This is a genomic window from Pseudomonas sp. 22490, from assembly GCF_052044465.1.
Taxonomy (GTDB): Bacteria; Pseudomonadota; Gammaproteobacteria; order Pseudomonadales; family Pseudomonadaceae; genus Pseudomonas; species Pseudomonas aeruginosa.
The window spans coordinates 46,848-63,133 of the sequence record NZ_JBQENS010000014.1 but is presented as its reverse complement, the minus strand read 5'-3'; the positions used below and the strand labels follow the sequence as shown (position 1 = coordinate 63,133).

14 protein-coding genes are annotated in these 16,286 nt (G+C 67.0%); 6 read left to right on the top strand and 8 right to left on the bottom strand.

Features of this window, described 5'->3' with window-relative positions:
* On the bottom strand, positions 1 to 1,209 hold the full coding sequence (gene coaBC / locus ACTJJX_RS17130; protein ID WP_003114358.1) for a bifunctional phosphopantothenoylcysteine decarboxylase/phosphopantothenate--cysteine ligase CoaBC: 1,209 nt from the start codon (positions 1,207 to 1,209) through the stop codon (positions 1 to 3).
* Positions 1,210 to 1,348: 139 nt separating this feature from the next.
* On the opposite strand from coaBC, the gene radC reads away from it, so the two are divergent.
* Complete coding sequence (gene radC, locus ACTJJX_RS17125; protein ID WP_003096559.1) at positions 1,349 to 2,023, top strand: RadC family protein; 675 nt, start codon at positions 1,349 to 1,351, stop codon at positions 2,021 to 2,023.
* Positions 2,024 to 2,039: 16 nt separating this feature from the next.
* On the opposite strand, the gene ACTJJX_RS17120 is transcribed toward radC, so the two are convergent.
* Positions 2,040 to 2,588 (bottom strand): hypothetical protein, encoded by a 549-nt coding sequence (locus ACTJJX_RS17120; protein ID WP_003098290.1) that lies wholly within the window; start codon positions 2,586 to 2,588, stop codon positions 2,040 to 2,042.
* Between the two features lie 25 nt (positions 2,589 to 2,613).
* Positions 2,614 to 4,194, bottom strand: a complete 1,581-nt coding sequence (locus ACTJJX_RS17115; protein WP_003098288.1) for an ABC transporter substrate-binding protein — start codon at positions 4,192 to 4,194, stop codon at positions 2,614 to 2,616.
* A 354-nt stretch (positions 4,195 to 4,548) separates the two neighbouring features.
* Between ACTJJX_RS17115 and rpmB the strand changes: the two genes are divergently transcribed.
* Positions 4,549 to 4,785, top strand: coding sequence for a 50S ribosomal protein L28 (rpmB, locus tag ACTJJX_RS17110; protein WP_003096556.1), 237 nt, complete (start codon positions 4,549 to 4,551; stop codon positions 4,783 to 4,785).
* A gap of 11 nt (positions 4,786 to 4,796) precedes the next feature.
* The gene (gene rpmG, locus ACTJJX_RS17105; RefSeq protein WP_003096555.1) at positions 4,797 to 4,952 is read left to right on the top strand and encodes a 50S ribosomal protein L33; all 156 of its coding nucleotides are present in this window, start codon (positions 4,797 to 4,799) and stop codon (positions 4,950 to 4,952) included.
* A 139-nt stretch (positions 4,953 to 5,091) separates the two neighbouring features.
* On the opposite strand, the gene ACTJJX_RS17100 is transcribed toward rpmG, so the two are convergent.
* Together ACTJJX_RS17100 and ACTJJX_RS17095 are read right to left on the bottom strand one after the other, a co-directional pair.
* A complete protein-coding gene (locus ACTJJX_RS17100; protein ID WP_003096551.1) occupies positions 5,092 to 5,454 on the bottom strand; it encodes a cupin domain-containing protein in 363 nt (120 codons plus the stop codon).
* Positions 5,455 to 5,520: 66 nt separating this feature from the next.
* The gene (locus tag ACTJJX_RS17095) at positions 5,521 to 6,855 is read right to left on the bottom strand and encodes an aspartate aminotransferase family protein (RefSeq protein ID WP_004352308.1); all 1,335 of its coding nucleotides are present in this window, start codon (positions 6,853 to 6,855) and stop codon (positions 5,521 to 5,523) included.
* Between the two features lie 229 nt (positions 6,856 to 7,084).
* Between ACTJJX_RS17095 and ACTJJX_RS17090 the strand changes: the two genes are divergently transcribed.
* Together ACTJJX_RS17090 and ACTJJX_RS17085 are read left to right on the top strand one after the other, a co-directional pair.
* On the top strand, positions 7,085 to 8,578 hold the full coding sequence (locus tag ACTJJX_RS17090; protein WP_003098285.1) for an aldehyde dehydrogenase: 1,494 nt from the start codon (positions 7,085 to 7,087) through the stop codon (positions 8,576 to 8,578).
* Between the two features lie 146 nt (positions 8,579 to 8,724).
* A complete protein-coding gene (locus tag ACTJJX_RS17085) occupies positions 8,725 to 9,888 on the top strand; it encodes an MFS transporter (protein WP_003117155.1) in 1,164 nt (387 codons plus the stop codon).
* Positions 9,889 to 9,891: 3 nt separating this feature from the next.
* Here the strand turns inward: ACTJJX_RS17085 and ACTJJX_RS17080 are convergent, their stop codons facing one another.
* The 3 genes from ACTJJX_RS17080 to dadR form a co-directional block, all read right to left on the bottom strand.
* Positions 9,892 to 11,481, bottom strand: coding sequence for a phospholipase D family protein (locus ACTJJX_RS17080; RefSeq protein ID WP_004347289.1), 1,590 nt, complete (start codon positions 11,479 to 11,481; stop codon positions 9,892 to 9,894).
* Between the two features lie 85 nt (positions 11,482 to 11,566).
* Positions 11,567 to 12,886, bottom strand: a complete 1,320-nt coding sequence (locus ACTJJX_RS17075) for an NAD(P)/FAD-dependent oxidoreductase (protein ID WP_003098280.1) — start codon at positions 12,884 to 12,886, stop codon at positions 11,567 to 11,569.
* Between the two features lie 178 nt (positions 12,887 to 13,064).
* Entirely contained in the window at positions 13,065 to 13,553 is a 489-nt protein-coding gene (dadR, locus tag ACTJJX_RS17070) for a transcriptional regulator DadR (protein WP_003096535.1), read from the bottom strand.
* A 153-nt stretch (positions 13,554 to 13,706) separates the two neighbouring features.
* Between dadR and ACTJJX_RS17065 the strand changes: the two genes are divergently transcribed.
* Positions 13,707 to 16,274 carry a YdbH domain-containing protein gene (locus ACTJJX_RS17065; RefSeq protein WP_004347293.1) on the top strand — a complete coding sequence of 856 codons (2,568 nt, stop codon included), beginning with the start codon at positions 13,707 to 13,709 and terminating at the stop codon, positions 16,272 to 16,274.
* Positions 16,275 to 16,286: the final 12 nt, after the last annotated feature.

The following is a 16,286-nucleotide window of genomic DNA, read 5'->3' as shown; positions in this document are numbered from 1 at the left end:
TCATTGCTGGTTGAGGCGGTCGGCGATGAAGGCGACCAGCTGGCGAGCGATCTTGCCCTTGCTGGTCTGGGCGAAGGTGCTCGGATGCAGGTCGCGGTCGATCACCGTGATCGCGTTCTCGTCGCTGTTGAAGCCGATCGAGGGGTTGGCCACGTCGTTGGCGACGATCAGGTCGAGGTTCTTGTCCTTCAGCTTGCGTGCAGCATAGTCCAGCAGGTTTTCGGTTTCTGCGGCGAAGCCCACGCTGAAGGGACGATCCTCGCGCTGTGCGAGGGTGGCGAGAATGTCGGGATTGCGCACCAGCTGCAAGAGCAAGCCCTCGCCGCTGGTAGGGTCTTTCTTCAGTTTGTGCGCGGCGACCACTTCCGGGCGGTAGTCGGCGACCGCCGCGGAGGCGATCAGCAGGTCGCAGGGCATCGCCGCCTCGCAGGCGGCCAGCATGTCGCGGGCGCTGACCACGTCGACGCGCTGCACCCGGTCGGGCGTGGGCAGGTGCACCGGGCCGGTGACCAGGGTCACCCGTGCGCCGGCTTCCACCGCCGCCTCGGCGAGGGCGAAGCCCATCTTTCCGGAACTGTGGTTGGTGATGTAGCGCACCGGGTCGATGTTTTCCTGGGTCGGGCCGGCGGTGATCAGCACATGCACGCCGGTCAGCGCCTGGCGCTGGAAGCAGTCGGCGGCGCGCTGCGCCAGTTCCTCGGCTTCGAGCATGCGTCCGAGGCCGACGTCGCCGCAGGCCTGGCTGCCCGCTGCCGGACCGAACAGGTGGAAGCCGCGCTGGCGCAGCAGCTCGGCGTTGGCCTGGGTCGCGGTGTCGCGCCACATGGCCTGGTTCATCGCCGGTGCCAGGGCGATTTGCGCGTCGGTGGCCAGCACCAGGGTGGTCAGCAGGTCGTTGGCCACGCCCTGGACCAGGCGCGCCATGAGGTCGGCGGTAGCCGGTGCGATCAGCACCAGATCGGCCCAGCGGGCCAGTTCGATGTGGCCCATCGCGGCTTCCGCCGCCGGGTCCAGCAGATCGGTATGCACCGGATGGCCGGACAACGCCTGGAGGGTCAGGGGCGTGATGAACTCGCGGCCGCCCTGGGTCATCACCACTCGGACTTCAGCGCCCTGGTCGCGCAGGCGGCGGACCAGTTCGGCGCTCTTGTAGGCGGCAATGCCGCCGCCCACGCCGAGGACGATGCGTTTCCGATAGAGCCGCTGCATAGGCTTGCCTTAATAAGGAAATGGATGACATGCGCTTCGGCAAACGCGCCTCCCCAGGTCGTCTGCCGCGCAAAAAGGATGGGCTAAGATAGCACAGCGTCCGCACGGGAACAGCGGGCGGGCTCGATGGGGAAAGCGAATGAGCATCCGCGATTGGCCCGAAGCCGAACGGCCTCGGGAGAAGCTTCTGGAGCAGGGCGCGGCGGCCCTTTCCGATGCCGAGCTGTTGGCGATCTTCCTGCGTACGGGAGTGACCGGTTGCAGTGCGGTCGAGCTGTCGCGGCGGCTGTTGAGCGAGTTCGGCGGGCTGCGTGCCCTGCTCGAGGCGGACCTCGCCTCGTTCTGCGGCCATCTCGGGCTCGGCGTGGCCAAGTATGCGCAATTGCAGGCCGTGCTGGAGATGGGCCGGCGCCACCTGGCCGAGCGCCTGCGTCGCGATTCGATACTGGAGAGCCCGCAGGCGGTGCGCGACTATCTCAAGGCGCGCCTGCGCCACGAGCAGCACGAGGTGTTCGCCTGCCTGTTCCTCGACACGAGGCACCGGGTCCTGGCGTTCGAGGTGCTGTTCCAGGGCAGCATCGATGGCGCCAGCGTCTACCCGCGCCAGGTGGTCAAGCGCACCCTGGCGCACAACGCGGCGGCGCTGATCCTGACCCATAACCACCCTTCCGGCGACGCCCGTCCGAGTCTCGCCGACCGCCAGCTCACTGCGCGCCTCAAGGAAGCCTTGGCGCTCATCGACGTGCGGGTGCTCGACCACTTCATCATCGGCGACGGCGAGCCGCTGTCGCTGGCCGAATACGGTTGGCTGTGAGCGTTCGACGAAGGGCTCAGCCCAGGCGCCGCTCGATGCCCGCCAGCAGGCGCCGGCGGATCAGCCCGCTGACCGGGCGGATCGCCAACCAGTAGGGGGTGAAGCGCAGGCGGCTGGCGCGATCGGGGCAGAACACCCGGGTTTCCGTGTGCAGCAGGGTACCGCTGGCGCTGGGCGTGCAACGGAAACACAGCACGAGCTTGGCCACTCCGGGCTGGTCGTAGCAGCGGAAATGCTCGCCGTCCGCGATGCGTTCCAGGGCGAAGTCGGCGCGCCAGAAGCGGCCGACCAGGCCGTAGGCGATGGCCTGGTCGGCGCGGCGCTCCAGGCGGGTGAACTCATGCAGGCCGAAGCGTGGGCGGCCGGCCAGGTCGTTGCGCCGGCCCAGCAGGCCGGCCAGCCTTCCCGGCGCTTCGCGCAGGACGAGGAAGGCGCGCACCAGCGGGTCGTCGAAGCGCAGCAGGTCTTCCACCGCGTCGAGTACCGCTGCGGCCGGCGCGTCGATCAGCCGCTGGTGGTGTTCGCTGAACTGCCAATGCGGCAGGTAGAGACGGTCGAGATCCATCGCTGGGTTCTCCCGGGCGTGGCCTTCAGCGTTTCACGGCGACCCGAGAGAAATCCTGGCGACCGAACGGATTGACCTGGTAGCCCTGCACCTCCTGGCGGGTAAGGGCGAAGGCGGTCGGGTGGGCCAGGGGCAGCCAGAGCGCCTGTTCGTGGATCAGTTTCTGCGCCTGGTGGTACAGGCCGGTGCGTTGTTCCTGGCTGCTGGCGGCCTTGCCGTCGGCAATCAGCTTGTCCAGGCCGGGGTCGCAATAGCGCGCGAAGTTGAGCCCCGACTTGACGCTGGCGCAGCTGAATTGCGGAGTGAGGAAGTTGTCCGGATCGCCGTTGTCGCCTGCCCAACCCATGAACAGCAGGTCGTGTTCGCCGTTCTTGGCGCGACGGATCAACTCGCCCCATTCGATGACGCGGATGTTGGCCTTGATCCCGGCCTCCGCCAGGTCGGCCTGGAGCAGTTGGGCGCCGAGGCTCGGGTTGGGGTTGAGCAGGCTGCCGGACGGGCGGGTCCAGATGTTCAGCTCGGGAAGCTGCTTGCCGGCCAGCAGCTTGCGCGCCTGTTCGGGGGCGTGCGGGTAGGCGGGAATATCCCTGGCATAGCTCCAGGTGTTCGGCGGATAGATGCCGGTGGCGGCACTGGCGCTGCCTTCGAATACCGCCTGCAGGTAGCTGGTGCGGTCGAAGGCCAGGTTGATCGCCTGGCGCACCTTGGGATCGTCCAGCGGCGGATGCTGGGTATTGAGGGCGACGAAGGCGGTCATGAAGGCCGGCGTCTGCTCGACCTTCAGGCTGGCGTCCTTGCGCGCGCTCTCCACGTCCAGCGGCTTCGGCGACAGGGCGATCTGGCATTCGCCGCGGCGCAACTTCTGCAGGCGCACGTTGGCGTCCGGGGTGATGGCGAAGATCAGCGCGTCGACCGCCGGCTTGCCGGCGAAGTACTCGGGGTTGGCGGCGTAGCGCACCACCGCGTCCTTCTGGAAGCGCTTGAACACGAACGGGCCGCTGCCGATCGGCTCGGCGTTGAGCTTTTCCGGGGTTCCGGCCTTCATCAACTGGTCGGCGTATTCCGCCGAATAGATGGAGGCGAAGCCCATGCTCAGCATCGGCAGGAAGGTCGCGTCGGGGTGGTCGAGAACGAACAGCACTTGGTGGTCGCCGCTTTTCTCCACCCGCTTGATCAGCTCCGGCAGTTGCATCGACTGGGCGTGCGGGAAGCCGTTCTGCGCCACCTTGTGCCAGGGATTGGCCGGATCGAGCATGCGCTGGAAGCTGAACACCACGTCGTCGGCGTCGAGCGTACGGCTCGGCTTGAAGTAGGCGGTGCTGTGGAAGTGCACACCCTGGCGCAGGTCGAAGCGATAGCTCAGGCCGTCGTCGGACACCGACCAGCGCTCGGCCAGCGAGGGCACCACCGTCCCCTTGCCGGCGTCGAACTCGACCAGGCGATTCATCAGCACATCGGCCGAGGCGTTGGTGGTGGTCAGCGAGTTGTACTGGACCACGTCGAAGCCCTCGGGGCTGGCTTCGGTGCACACGCTCAAGGCGGCAGCGGCGGCGGGCTGGGCGAGCAGCAGGGGGGCGAGGAACAGGGAGAAAGCGGCGAGGCGCATGACGGGCTCCATTCGAACGGTTAACATGCCCATCCGCAGCGGTTGGGCGCAGTCATGCAAGGCCGTTGGCGACCTTGAATCGCTACCCTAGACCATGCGGCGGGCAGCGACAACGAGGCAAGGCGACGAACGGCCGCGGTGCGAAGCCCGCAGTGAGGCGGGCCGCGGCTGCGCCATGGTCTTCACCCTTGCGGCGCGGGGCGCCTTTCTGATATAAAGCTGCGCTCTTTTCTGGGGCCACGCTCTCCTTCGTCGGGATGCAGCGGGTAAGACCCCGGTGAAACTGAGTATCGAACTTGAGTTAAAGCAGCCAACCCATGCCGGGTTGGGCATGAGGTTATAGAGGGCTGAGGCATGTCTAGAGTCTGTCAAGTAACCGGTAAGGGTCCGGTTACCGGGAATAACATTTCCCACGCACACAACAAAACCCGCCGCCGTTTCCTGCCGAACCTGCAGCACCACCGTTTCTGGGTCGAGTCCGAGAAGCGCTTCGTACGTCTGCGCGTTTCCGCCAAGGGCATGCGTATCATCGACAAGCGTGGCATCGAGGCCGTCCTGGCTGACCTGCGTGCCCGCGGCGAAAAATTCTAAGGAGCTGAATCATGCGTGAATTGATTCGTCTGGTGTCCAGCGCCGGTACCGGCCACTTCTACACCACCGACAAGAACAAGCGTACCAAGCCTGAGAAGATCGAGATCAAGAAGTACGATCCGGTTGTTCGTCAGCACGTGATCTACAAGGAAGCCAAGATCAAGTAATTGATCCGGCACCTTGCGAAAAGCCCGCCCCTGGCGGGCTTTTTCATTTCCGGCGTACGAACCCCGGGCCCGGGCCGCGCACAAAAAAGCCCGCCAGGTGGCGGGCAAGGGTAACAAGCATTCTGGATGAAGCCGGGGCTCAGGCCTTGGCTTCGAAGATCACATACACCTTGCGACAGGCTTCGAGCACTTCCCAGGTGCCCTGGAAGCCGGCAGGGATCACGAAGCGGTCGCCGGCGCGCACGGTCTTGGCGTTGCCGTGCCGGTCGCGCAGCACCGAGACGCCCTGGATGATCTCGCAGTACTCGTGTTCGGTGTAGTTCACCGTCCACTGGCCCACGGCGCCTTCCCAGATACCGGCGTTGAACTGCCCGCAGGGGCTGCCATAGTGGTTGCGCACGCTCTGTTTCGGGTCGCCCTTGAGGATTTTCTCCGGCGCCGGGCTGTAGTGCTCCGGGGCGCTGTTGGCCTGGGCGAAGTCGACGATCTGTTCGATGTTCATGCTGACTCTCGGTTCTTGTGGTTCTGGCCAGTTGGGGGGCAGGGCGGCGCCAGCCGCCCGCCTGGATCAGACGCTGGCGCGGATGGCCTGGGCCAGGCGCTCGACGATCTGGTCGATGTGGGGCTTGTCGATGATCAGCGGCGGCGACATGGCGATGATGTCGCCGGTCACCCGGACCATCAGGTCGTGCTCCCAGAAGCAGCGCTCGAAGACGTCGTAGCCGCGCTTGCCGGGGCCGTCCGCGTGCGGCGCCAGTTGCACGCCGCCGACCAGGCCTACGGCGCGGATGTCGACCACGTTGGGCAGGTCGCGCAGGCTGAACAGCGCGTCCTGCCAGTAGCCTTCCAGTTCGACGGCCCGCTGGAACAGGTCGTCGCGACGGTAGATGTCCAGGGTCGCCAGGGCGGCGGCGCAGGCTACCGGATGGCCGGAATAGGTATAGCCGTGGAAGAACTCGATGGCGCCCTGCGGGCCTTGCATGAAGGCAGCGTGGATCTTCTCGTCGACGAATACGGCGCCCATCGGGATGCTGCCGTTGGTCAGCCCCTTGGCGCAGGTCAGCAGGTCCGGGACGACGCCCCAGCGCTGCGCGGCGAAGGCTTCGCCGACGCGGCCGAAACCGGTGATCACTTCGTCGAAGATCAGCAGGATGCCATGCTTGCGGGTTATCTCGCGCAGCCGCTGAAGGTAGCCCTTGGGCGGCAGCACCACGCCGGCCGAGCCGGACATCGGCTCGACGATCACCGCGGCGATATTCTCGGCGCCGTGCAGGGTCACCAGGCGTTCCAGCTCCTCGGCCTTTTCCACGCCATGCTCGGGCAGGCCGACGGTGAAGGCGTTGCGGGCGACGTCCAGGGTGTGCGGCAGGTGGTCGACCCCCGGCAGCAGGTTGGCGGAGAAGGCCTTGCGGTTGTTGACCATACCGCCTACCGACAGGCCGCCGAAGCCGACCCCGTGGTAGCCCAGTTCGCGGCCGATCAGGCGGGTGCGGGTGCCCTGGCCGATGGCGCGCTGGTAGGCAAGGGCGATCTTCAGCGCGGTGTCCGCCGATTCCGAGCCGGAGTTGGTGAAGAACACTTTGTTCAGGCTCGGCGGGGCGATTTCCGCCAGCCGCGCGGCGAGTTCGAACGGCAGCGGGTGACCCATCTGGAACGGCGGGGCGTAGTCGAGGGTGGCGATCTGCCGGGCCACCGCTTCGCTGATCTCGCGCCGGCCGTGGCCGGCATTGCAGCACCAGAGGCCGGCGGTGCCGTCGAGGATGCGGCGCCCGCCCTGGGCGATATAGTGGATGCCTTCGGCGCTTTCCAGCAGGCGCGGCCGCGCCTTGAACTGGCGGTTGGCGGTGAAGGGCATCCAGAAGTTGTCGAGGCTGCTCGACTGCGGCTCGTTATTCATTGTCATAGGGCCACCCAGGTTGCACGCGAGGGATGAAGACGCTAGTCCGGGCGAGTCTATGTTTAAAATAATGAACGTGACAAGGGAGTTAGAGGGGTTCCTGTCAAATATATTGAAAACAGGCGCTGCTCTGGTTTAGGGTGGCGGACACCACGGGCCGCGCGCCCGCCTTGCAGAATCTGACAGCGCGCCTGTCTCCCAGGCGCCCAGAACACCAATAAGAGGACACGTTGTCATGACCACCCTGACCCGCGCCGACTGGGAAGCCCGCGCCAAAGACCTGAAGATCGAAGGCCGTGCCTTCGTCAACGGCGAATACAGCAACGCCGCCTCCGGCGAGACCTTCGACTGCCTGAGCCCGGTGGATGGCCGCTTCCTGGCCAAGGTCGCCAGTTGCGACCTGGCCGATGCCGAGCAGGCGGTCAAGGTCGCCCGCAATGCCTTCGATTCCGGCGCCTGGTCGCGCCTGGCGCCGGCCAAGCGCAAGCAGACGATGATCCGCTTCGCCGATCTGCTGCTGGAGAACGCCGAGGAGCTGGCCCTGCTGGAAACCCTGGACATGGGCAAGCCGATCAGCGACTCGCTGCACATCGACGTCGCCAGCGCCGCCAACAGCCTGCGCTGGAGCGCCGAGGCGATCGACAAGATCTATGACGAAGTCGCCGCCACTCCCCATGCCGAGCTGGGCCTGGTGACCCGCGAGCCGGTCGGCGTGGTCGCCGCCATCGTGCCGTGGAACTTCCCGCTGCTGATGTCCTGCTGGAAACTCGGTCCGGCCCTGGCCACCGGCAACTCGGTGATCCTCAAGCCCTCCGAGAAGTCGCCGCTGACCGCCATCCGCATCGCCCAGCTGGCCGTCGAGGCCGGCATTCCGAAAGGCGTGTTCAACGTGCTGCCGGGCTATGGCCACACGGTAGGCAAGGCGCTGGCATTGCACATGGATGTCGACACCCTGGTGTTCACCGGTTCGACCAAGATCGCCAAGCAACTGATGGTCTATGCCGGCGAGTCGAACATGAAGCGCGTCTGGCTGGAGGCCGGCGGCAAGAGCCCGAACATCGTCTTCGCCGACGCCCCGGACCTGAAGGCCGCCGCCGAAGCCGCTGCCGGCGCCATCGCCTTCAACCAGGGCGAAGTCTGCACCGCCGGTTCGCGCCTGCTGGTGGAGCGCTCCATCAAGGACAAGTTCCTGCCCCTGGTGATCGAGGCCCTCAAGGGCTGGAAACCGGGCAACCCGCTGGATCCGGAAACCAACGTCGGCGCGCTGGTGGACACCCAGCAGATGAACACCGTGCTGTCCTACATCGAGGCCGGTCACAACGACGGCGCCAAGCTGGTCGCCGGCGGCAAGCGGACCCTGGAAGAAACCGGCGGCACCTACGTCGAGCCGACCATCTTCGACGGCGTGACCAATGCGATGAAGATCGCCCGCGAGGAAATCTTCGGCCCGGTGCTCTCGGTGATCGAGTTCGAGGATGCCGAGGAAGCCGTGCGCATCGCCAACGACACGCCCTATGGGCTGGCGGCGGCGGTCTGGACCAGCAACCTGTCCAAGGCGCACCTGACTGCCAAGGCCCTGCGCGCCGGCAGCGTCTGGGTCAACCAGTACGACGGCGGCGACATGACCGCTCCGTTCGGCGGCTTCAAGCAGTCGGGCAACGGTCGCGACAAGTCGCTGCACGCCTTCGACAAGTACACCGAGCTGAAGGCGACCTGGATCAAGCTCTGATCGCCTAGGTCGGCCCTTCCGGGCCGGCTCTCTCGAGCCACACCCGCGGCCGGGTTTCCTTCTGGAAGCCCGGCCGCTGTGCTTCGTGCGCCGGATATATCCGCTCGCCCCGGCAAGGCTTCCGGGGTGCCAACGGGAGAATCGCAATGCGTTGGGGAAGCTATTTCGCCGTCTGTTCCGCAGTCATCAGCATCGGCCTCGCCCTTGGCCTGACCATGCCGCTGGTCTCGTTGCGCCTGGAGAGCTGGGGCTACGGCAGTTTCGCCATCGGCGTGATGGCCAGCACGCCGGCAGTGGGCGTGCTGCTCGGCGCGATGATCGCCGGGCGCCTCGCCGCGCGCGTCGGCACGCCGCGGCTGATGCAGTTGTGCCTGCTCACCGGGGCAGCCTCCGTCGGCCTGCTGGCGCTGCTGCAGAGCTACCCGGTATGGCTGTTGCTGCGCCTGCTGATCGGCGTGCAGCTCACCGTGGTGTTCATCCTCGGGGAAAGCTGGATCAACCAGTTGGCGGTGGAGAAGTGGCGTGGCCGGCTGGTCGCGCTGTACGGCACCGGCTACGCCCTCAGCCAACTGTCCGGGCCGGTACTGCTGACCTTCATCGGTACCGCCGACGACCGTGGCTTCTGGTTCGGCGTCTGCCTGCTGATTGCTGGCTCGTTGCTGCTGCTGGGCCGCAGCGGTGCGCCCAGGGTCGATCCGCACAGTGCCTCCGGGCGCGGTTTGTGGGCCTTCTGCCGGGGTCTGCCGGCGATCGCCTGGGCGGTGGTATTGTTCGCTGCCTTCGAGGCGATGATCCTCACCCTGCTGCCGGTATACGGGTTGCGCCAGGGCTTTCCGCAAGCGGTGGCGCTGGCCATGGTCAGTACCGTGGTGGTGGGCGATGCATTGTTGCAGCTGCCGATCGGCTGGCTCGCCGACCGGGTCTCGCGCAGCGGCCTGTTCGGCGGCTGCGGCCTGGTGCTGCTGCTGAGCAGCCTGGCGATTCCCCTGCTGCTGCAGACGTCGTTGATCTGGCCGCTGCTGGTGCTGTTCGGGGCCAGCGCCGGCGGGTTGTTCACCCTGGCGCTGATCCTGATCGGCGAGCGCTACCGAGACGATGCCCTGGTCCGGGCCAATGCCCATGTCGCGCAGCTATGGGGCATCGGCTGCCTGCTCGGCCCGCTGGCCACCGGCGCCGCCAGCCAGTGGATCAGTGGTCACGCCCTGCCGTTGATGATGGCGCTCGGCGCGGCGGGCTTCGTGGTGCTGGTGCGGCTGCGCGGGGCGATTCCGGCGGACGACGAGGCGACCGGCCTGGAAGCCTCCGAGTGACCCTCAGAGCATCTTTTCCAGTCCGATCATTCCCGCGACCCAGGCGTTCAGGCGTCGCCACAGGCTGCCCGGCTCGTGGCGCAGGACCTGGGGCCGGCCGTCGCGTTCGTCGATCCAGACCAGCTTCGGCCGGCTACCGCTGCGGTCGATGCGCACCTGGTAGCTGACGCTCGGCGCCATGCCCTCCAGCGCCAGTTGGCGGACCTGCTCGGCCAGCAGCGGACTGTCGACGATGACCCCGACTTCGGTGTTCCACAGGATCGAGCGCGGATCGAAGTTGAACGAACCGATGAATACCTTGCGCCGGTCGAAGACCATCGCCTTGCTGTGCAGGCTGGCGCTGCTCGATCCGTGCAGGCGCCAGGGCGCGCCGCTCAGCGGCTGGTCGGGATTGGCGCGCAGCTCGTAGAGCTTAACGCCATGCTCAAGCAGCGCCATCCGATAGGGCGCGTAGCCGGCATGCACGGCGGGCACGTCGGTGGCTTCCAGGGAGTTGGTCAGCAGGCGCACGCGGACGCCGCTGTCGGCCTTGCCGGTGAGGTAGTTGAGACCGTCCTTGGCCGGAACGAAATACGCCGAGACCAGGATCAGTTCCTTCTGCACGCCCTTGAACAGGCCCGCCAGGTGCGGACTGAGCAATAGGTGCGGGTCGGGCTCGCCGCGGCTCAATACCTTCAGCGGCGCATCCCAGATCGCCTCGGCGCGGGCCCAGGTGAGATTCTCCAGCCAGTTGCCCAGGCGTGGCTGGTCGCCGCGGTCGAACAGGTGGCGGATGTAGCCGGACTCCTTCACCGACTCCTTGCGCAGGTAGCGCTGCAACTTGCGTCGGGCCGACTCCAGTTCGCCGGGATAGGGCGCGCGCCAGAGGAAATCCTCGATCGGCCGGCTGATGGCGCTGTTCCAGTACTGGTCGAAGCTGTGCGAGAGCTGGTTGGCGATGGGGCCGACGCCGAGCAGGTCGAGGTCGGTGAAGTTCATCTCCGGCTTGGCGTTGAAATACTCGTCGCCGAGGTTGCGTCCGCCGACGATGGCCGCCGTGCCGTCGGCCAGCCACAGCTTGTTGTGCATGCGCCGGTGTTGCTGGGACAGGTTGAACAGGCGGCCGACGCCTCGCGTGATGCCGGTGGCGCGGCCCAGGTGCAACGGGTTGAACAGGCGCACCTGGATGTTCGGATGGGCGGAGAGCACACCGATCTCGTAGTCCCAGCCATCGCTGGCGGTGTCGTCGATGAGGATGCGTACCCGCACGCCACGGTCGGCTGCCTTGAGCAACTCGTAGGCGAGGGCGCGCGTGGTCAGTCCGTCGTGGACGATGTAGTACTGGATGTCGAGGCTGCGCTGGGCTGCGCGAATCAGCGCCGCGCGGGCGACGAAGGCATCCTCGCTGGCGCCCAGGAGGTGGAAGCCGGACTGGCCGGGGTGGTCGCGTCCCTGGATTTCGGCCTGCCTGGCCAGCCAGGTACCCTCGGCGGGCAGTGCCGACGACGGTTGCGGCGGAGGAGTGCTGGCGCAGCCGGAGAGGGCCAGGAGGGCCAGCAGGAGGAATCGGCGAAGCAAGGATATCTCCCGTGGAAACTCGAACGACCGGCTCATCCCGGTCGTGCGAATTCTAGGAGTTTTCCTCGGAAGAGCGATGCCCCGCCTGATTTTTTCAGAATCCACCGAGCCTCGGATGGGCTCAGCTACCGAGTTTTTCCTTCAGCCGGTACCAGGCCATGCCCAGCGCCAGCAGTGGCGAGCGCAGCAACTTGCCGCCGGGGAAGGTGATGTGCGGCACCTTGGCGAACAGGTCGAAGCCGTCGCTCTGCTGGCCGCCGATGGCTTCGGCGAGCAACTGCCCGGCGAGGTGCGTGGCGTTCACCCCGTGTCCGGAATAGGCCTGGGCGAAGTACACGTTGGGCTGCCCCGGCAGGCGGCCGATCTGTGGCAGGCGATTGGCGCCGATGCCGATCATGCCGCCCCATTGGTAGTCGATGCGGACGTTCGCCAGTTGCGGGAATACCTCCAGCATCTTCGGCCGCATGTAGGCGGCGATGTCGCTGGGGTCGCGGCCGGAATAATGGCAGGCGCCACCGAACAGCAGGCGGTTGTCGGCGGAGAGCCGGTAGTAGTCGAGGGCCACGCGCTGGTCGCACACCGCCATGTTCTGCGGCAGCAGTTGGCGGGCCAGTTTCTCGTCCAGCGGTTCGGTGGCGATCACGTAGCTGCCGGCCGGCAGTACCTTGCCGCCGAGCAGCGGGTTGAGGTCGTTCATGTAGGCGTTGCAGCCCAGCACCAGGGTCTTCGCCCGCACTTTGCCGGTGGCGGTATGCACCTGGACTTCCGTGCCGTAGTCGATCCGCGTCACCGGCGAGCGCTCGAACAGGCGGACGCCCAGCGACTGGGCAGCGGCGGCTTCGCCGAGGACCAGGTTGAGCGGGTGCAGGTGGCCAGAGCCCATGTCCACCAGGCCGCCGACGTAGCGATCGGAGCCGACCACGCTGCGCATCTCCGCGGCCGGCACCAGGCGCATCTCGTGGCGATAGCCGAGGGCCTGGAGTTCCTCCATGTCCTCGCGGAAGCCCTGGTAGTCGCCGGGCTTGTTCGCCAGGTCGCAGTAGCCCCAGCGCAGATCGCAGTCGATGGCGTACTGCTCGACCCGGCGACGGACGATCTCCACCGCCTCCAGGCCCATCAGCTTGAGTGCCTTCACGCCGTCGGCGCCGATCACCGGGAGGAACTGCTCGACGTCATGGCCGACGCCGCGGATCAACTGGCCGCCATTGCGTCCACTGGCGCCCCAGCCGATCCGGTGCGCTTCCAGCAGGACCACGGAGAAGCCGCGCTGGGCCAGTTCCAACGCCGTGTTCACTCCCGAGAAGCCGCCGCCGACGACGCACACGTCGGCCTGTTCTTCGCCGGCCAGGGGAGGGCACTCGATGCGTCGGTTGAGCGTGGCGGCGTAGTAGGAGGGGGCGTGTTGGGCGGTATGCACCGGCTGGTGAACGCGGGCGTTCATGTGTGAAATCCTGATTATTATGTGTGGAAAATTTGACGGAGCATAAACGTCAGTCGAGGCGCTCGCCAAGGGCGAAAAAGGAAAAAAACTGCGAGGTGTTGCGGGGATCGTGTACAGAAAAGACGGTGTTTCCCGTCTATGCCGGGAGTCCTGGCGGACTCCCGGAAAGTGCCTTGGGTCAATCCGGAACCGGTAGGTCGAGCGATTCCTTGACCTCTTCCATGACGATATAGCTCTTCGACTCGCGTACGTGCGGCAGTTTCAGCAGGATGTCGCCGAGCAGCTTGCGGTAGGACGCCATTTCCGAGATGCGAGCCTTCACCAGGTAGTCGAAGTGGCCGGACACCAGGTGGCATTCCAGCACATGGGGCAGCTTGAGCACCGCCCGGCGAAACTCTTCGAAGGTATCGCCGGACTTGTAGTCCAGGCTGATCTCGACGAACACCAGCAGGCTGGCCTTCAGATGCTGCGGATTGAGCCGGGCGTGATAGCCCATGATCAGGCCTTCGCGCTCCAGGCGGCGCACGCGTTCGGTGCAGGGTGTGGTCGAGAGGCCGACGCGTTCGCCCAGCTCGGTGAAGGAAATGCGACCTTCCTCCTGCAGGATGCGGAGGATGTTGCGGTCGATCTTGTCCAGCTCGCGCTTGCTCTGATGCTGGGTACGCATGGATGGAGGCTCCCCGTCTGGCTCGGAAAATCCGGAAATTTTCCGCCAATATAACGTCGAAAGCAGGGAAAAACACTGGCCAGGGAAAACGCCTTGATCTTGCACGAGGGCCCCGCCACCCTTGGCCGGGTCGGCAACGGACAGAGGTAGGACATGCGTTTGCGCAGAAGGACGACGTTGCTGCTGGTATTTGCAGTGCTGTTGCTGCTGGCGTTCGGCTACGGCTGGCATGCCTGGCGCAGCCTGTTGCGCGAGCAGGGTGTCGAGCGCCTGGAGTGGCAAGGCCTGGGCCTGTCCGCCGAAGGCATCGGGCTGCGACGGCTGGCGCTGGAGCGGCGCGGCGCGGATGGCGCCAGCCTGCGACTGGACGTGGAACACGCGCTGCTGCGCTGGCCCGGGCTGTCGGGTTGGCGTCCGCGTCTACCCGGCCTGCGCGTGGAGCAAGTGGCGCTCGCCTGGCAACCGGCTGCCGCGAGTTCCGACGACGACTCCGCTGCGCTGGACTGGACGTCCCTGCGCGAGACCCTCGCCTGGCTGCCGGAACAGATCCACCTCGAACGCTTCCATCTCGACCTGCCTTGTCCCGCCGGCCGCTGCGAGCAGGACGGCGGACTGGACATCGGCCGCCCGTCGGGAGCGCTGTTTCCGCTGGCTGCGCAACTGCGCCTGCAACAGGAGGCGCAGCAGGCCCAGCTCGACGCCCAGCTCTTCGAGGAGCCTACCGGTTGGCGCCTGCGGACGCGCGCGCAACTCGACCGGCAGGCGCTGCTGACGCTGGACAGCCAGCTCGCGCCGTCCGATGGCGACGGCCTCTGGCAGGGGCGCCTGGAGGCGCCCGGCCTGCCGGACACCCGTGGCCTGGTGGTCTGGCTCAATCGCTGGTTGCCGGAAGCGCAGCGCCTGCCCGACGCACCGCAAGCCCTGCGTCTGCAAGCGGACTGGACGATCCGCCTGGCGCCTGGCAGCGACTGGCTGGAGCCGCGCCGGGTGCTCGACGGCGGTGGCTCGGCGGCGCTGCTGGTGCAGGCTCCGCAAGCCTGGCCGCTGCCCGGTCTGGGTAATGTACAGGGCGAACTGCAAGTCCAACTGGATGGAGACGAGGGCGCCTGGTTGCCACGCCAGCTGCGCAGCGACTTGCGCCTGAGCCAGTTGCACGGCGAGTGGTTGCAGGCGCTGCCGGCCGAGTTGCGGCCGAGCGCGCTGGGCTTGCGCAGCGAGCCGCTGGAGCGCGATGCCGATAGCGTCACCGCGTTGCGCCTGGCGTTCACCAGCGAGGGCGCGAGTACGCTGAAGCTGGAGACGCGGCTCGACCTGCTGGGCATCTCGCCGTGGGCCGCCAGGCTGGTGGAGGGTCGCTTGCAGGTGGACGCGCCGTGCCTGCAATACCTGGGCTGGAAAGCCGAGCGACTGGTCGCGGAGATTCCCCTGGAGGGCCGGCTGGACGGGCAGCGCGCCAACCTCTCCTTCGGCAGGGGCGCGCGGTTGCAGGCGGCGTCCCTGGCCGAGCCGTCGACGCTGCACCTTGGCCAGCCCCGCCTCGACCTCGCCGGGGCCGCTCTCGAACTGGCCTACCAGCCGCTGGCGCTGCATTTCGCCGGGCCGCTGCAGGCGCAGGTCGGACAACTCCGCCAGGCCAACCTCAAACCGTTGGCCTGGACCTTCGAGGGGCCGCTCGACACCACCCTCGAGCGCACCAGCCTGAAGGGACGGCTGAGCAACGGCGCGGGGTTGGCGGCGGACATCCAGCTGCAGCGCGACGCGAAGACGCCCCTGGCGCTCTCCGCCAGGCTGGCCGAGGTGTTCTTCCGTACCGGCAATCCGCTGGCCGCGACCCTCGCCGACTGGCCGGGGCTGCTCGAACTGGGCAATGGGCGAGCGACCGCCGCGGCCGGCTGGAAGCTCGATGCGGCGGGCGCCTCGTCCCTCGACCTGGACCTGACCCTGAAAGGCCTCGACGGTATCTACGACCGCAGCGAGCTGAAGGGGCTGGGCGGCAGCCTGGCCTTGCGCCTGCGTGGCGGTCAGTTGAGCCTGGACAGCCCCGGCCTGAGCCTGGCCGAGGCCAATCCCGGCCTGCCGCTGGGGCCGGTGAGTTTCCGCGGGCGCTATGAGGCCCCGCTTTCCGCGCCGGGCAGCGGCCGTTTGAGCTGGCAGACGTTGCAGAGCGGCCTGTTCGGCGGGCAGGCCTCGGTCCCCGCGGGGAGCATCCGCCTGGGTCAGGCTGAGCAGAAGTTCGCCTTGCGTATCCAGGGCATACAACTCGGCGAGATTTTCCGGGTCTATCCGGCGGAGGGCCTGGCCGGCGAAGGCGCCCTGGACGGCGAGCTGCCGCTGATGCTGAACCGCTGGAAGCCCAGCGTCTCCGGCGGCCAGGTCAAGGCCCGCGAGCCCGGCTACCTGCGCTTCCGCTCGGCGAAGATCGAGGCGCTGGGGCGCAGCAACCCGGGGATGAAGCTGGTCGCCGATGCCCTCGACGATTTCCACTACGACGTCCTGCAAAGCAGCGTCGATTATCATGAGAACGGCAAGCTGTTGCTCGGCCTGCGCTTGCAGGGCAGCAACCCGGACCTGGAGAAGGGGCGCCCGGTCAACCTCAACGTCAATCTGGAGGAGGATATCCCGGCACTGCTGACCAGCCTGCAACTGAGCGACCGGGTCAGCGAAACCATTCGCCAACGTGTGCAGGAGCGCATGCAGAAACGCAAGGCTTCGGCGCCATGAGCCATACAGGAG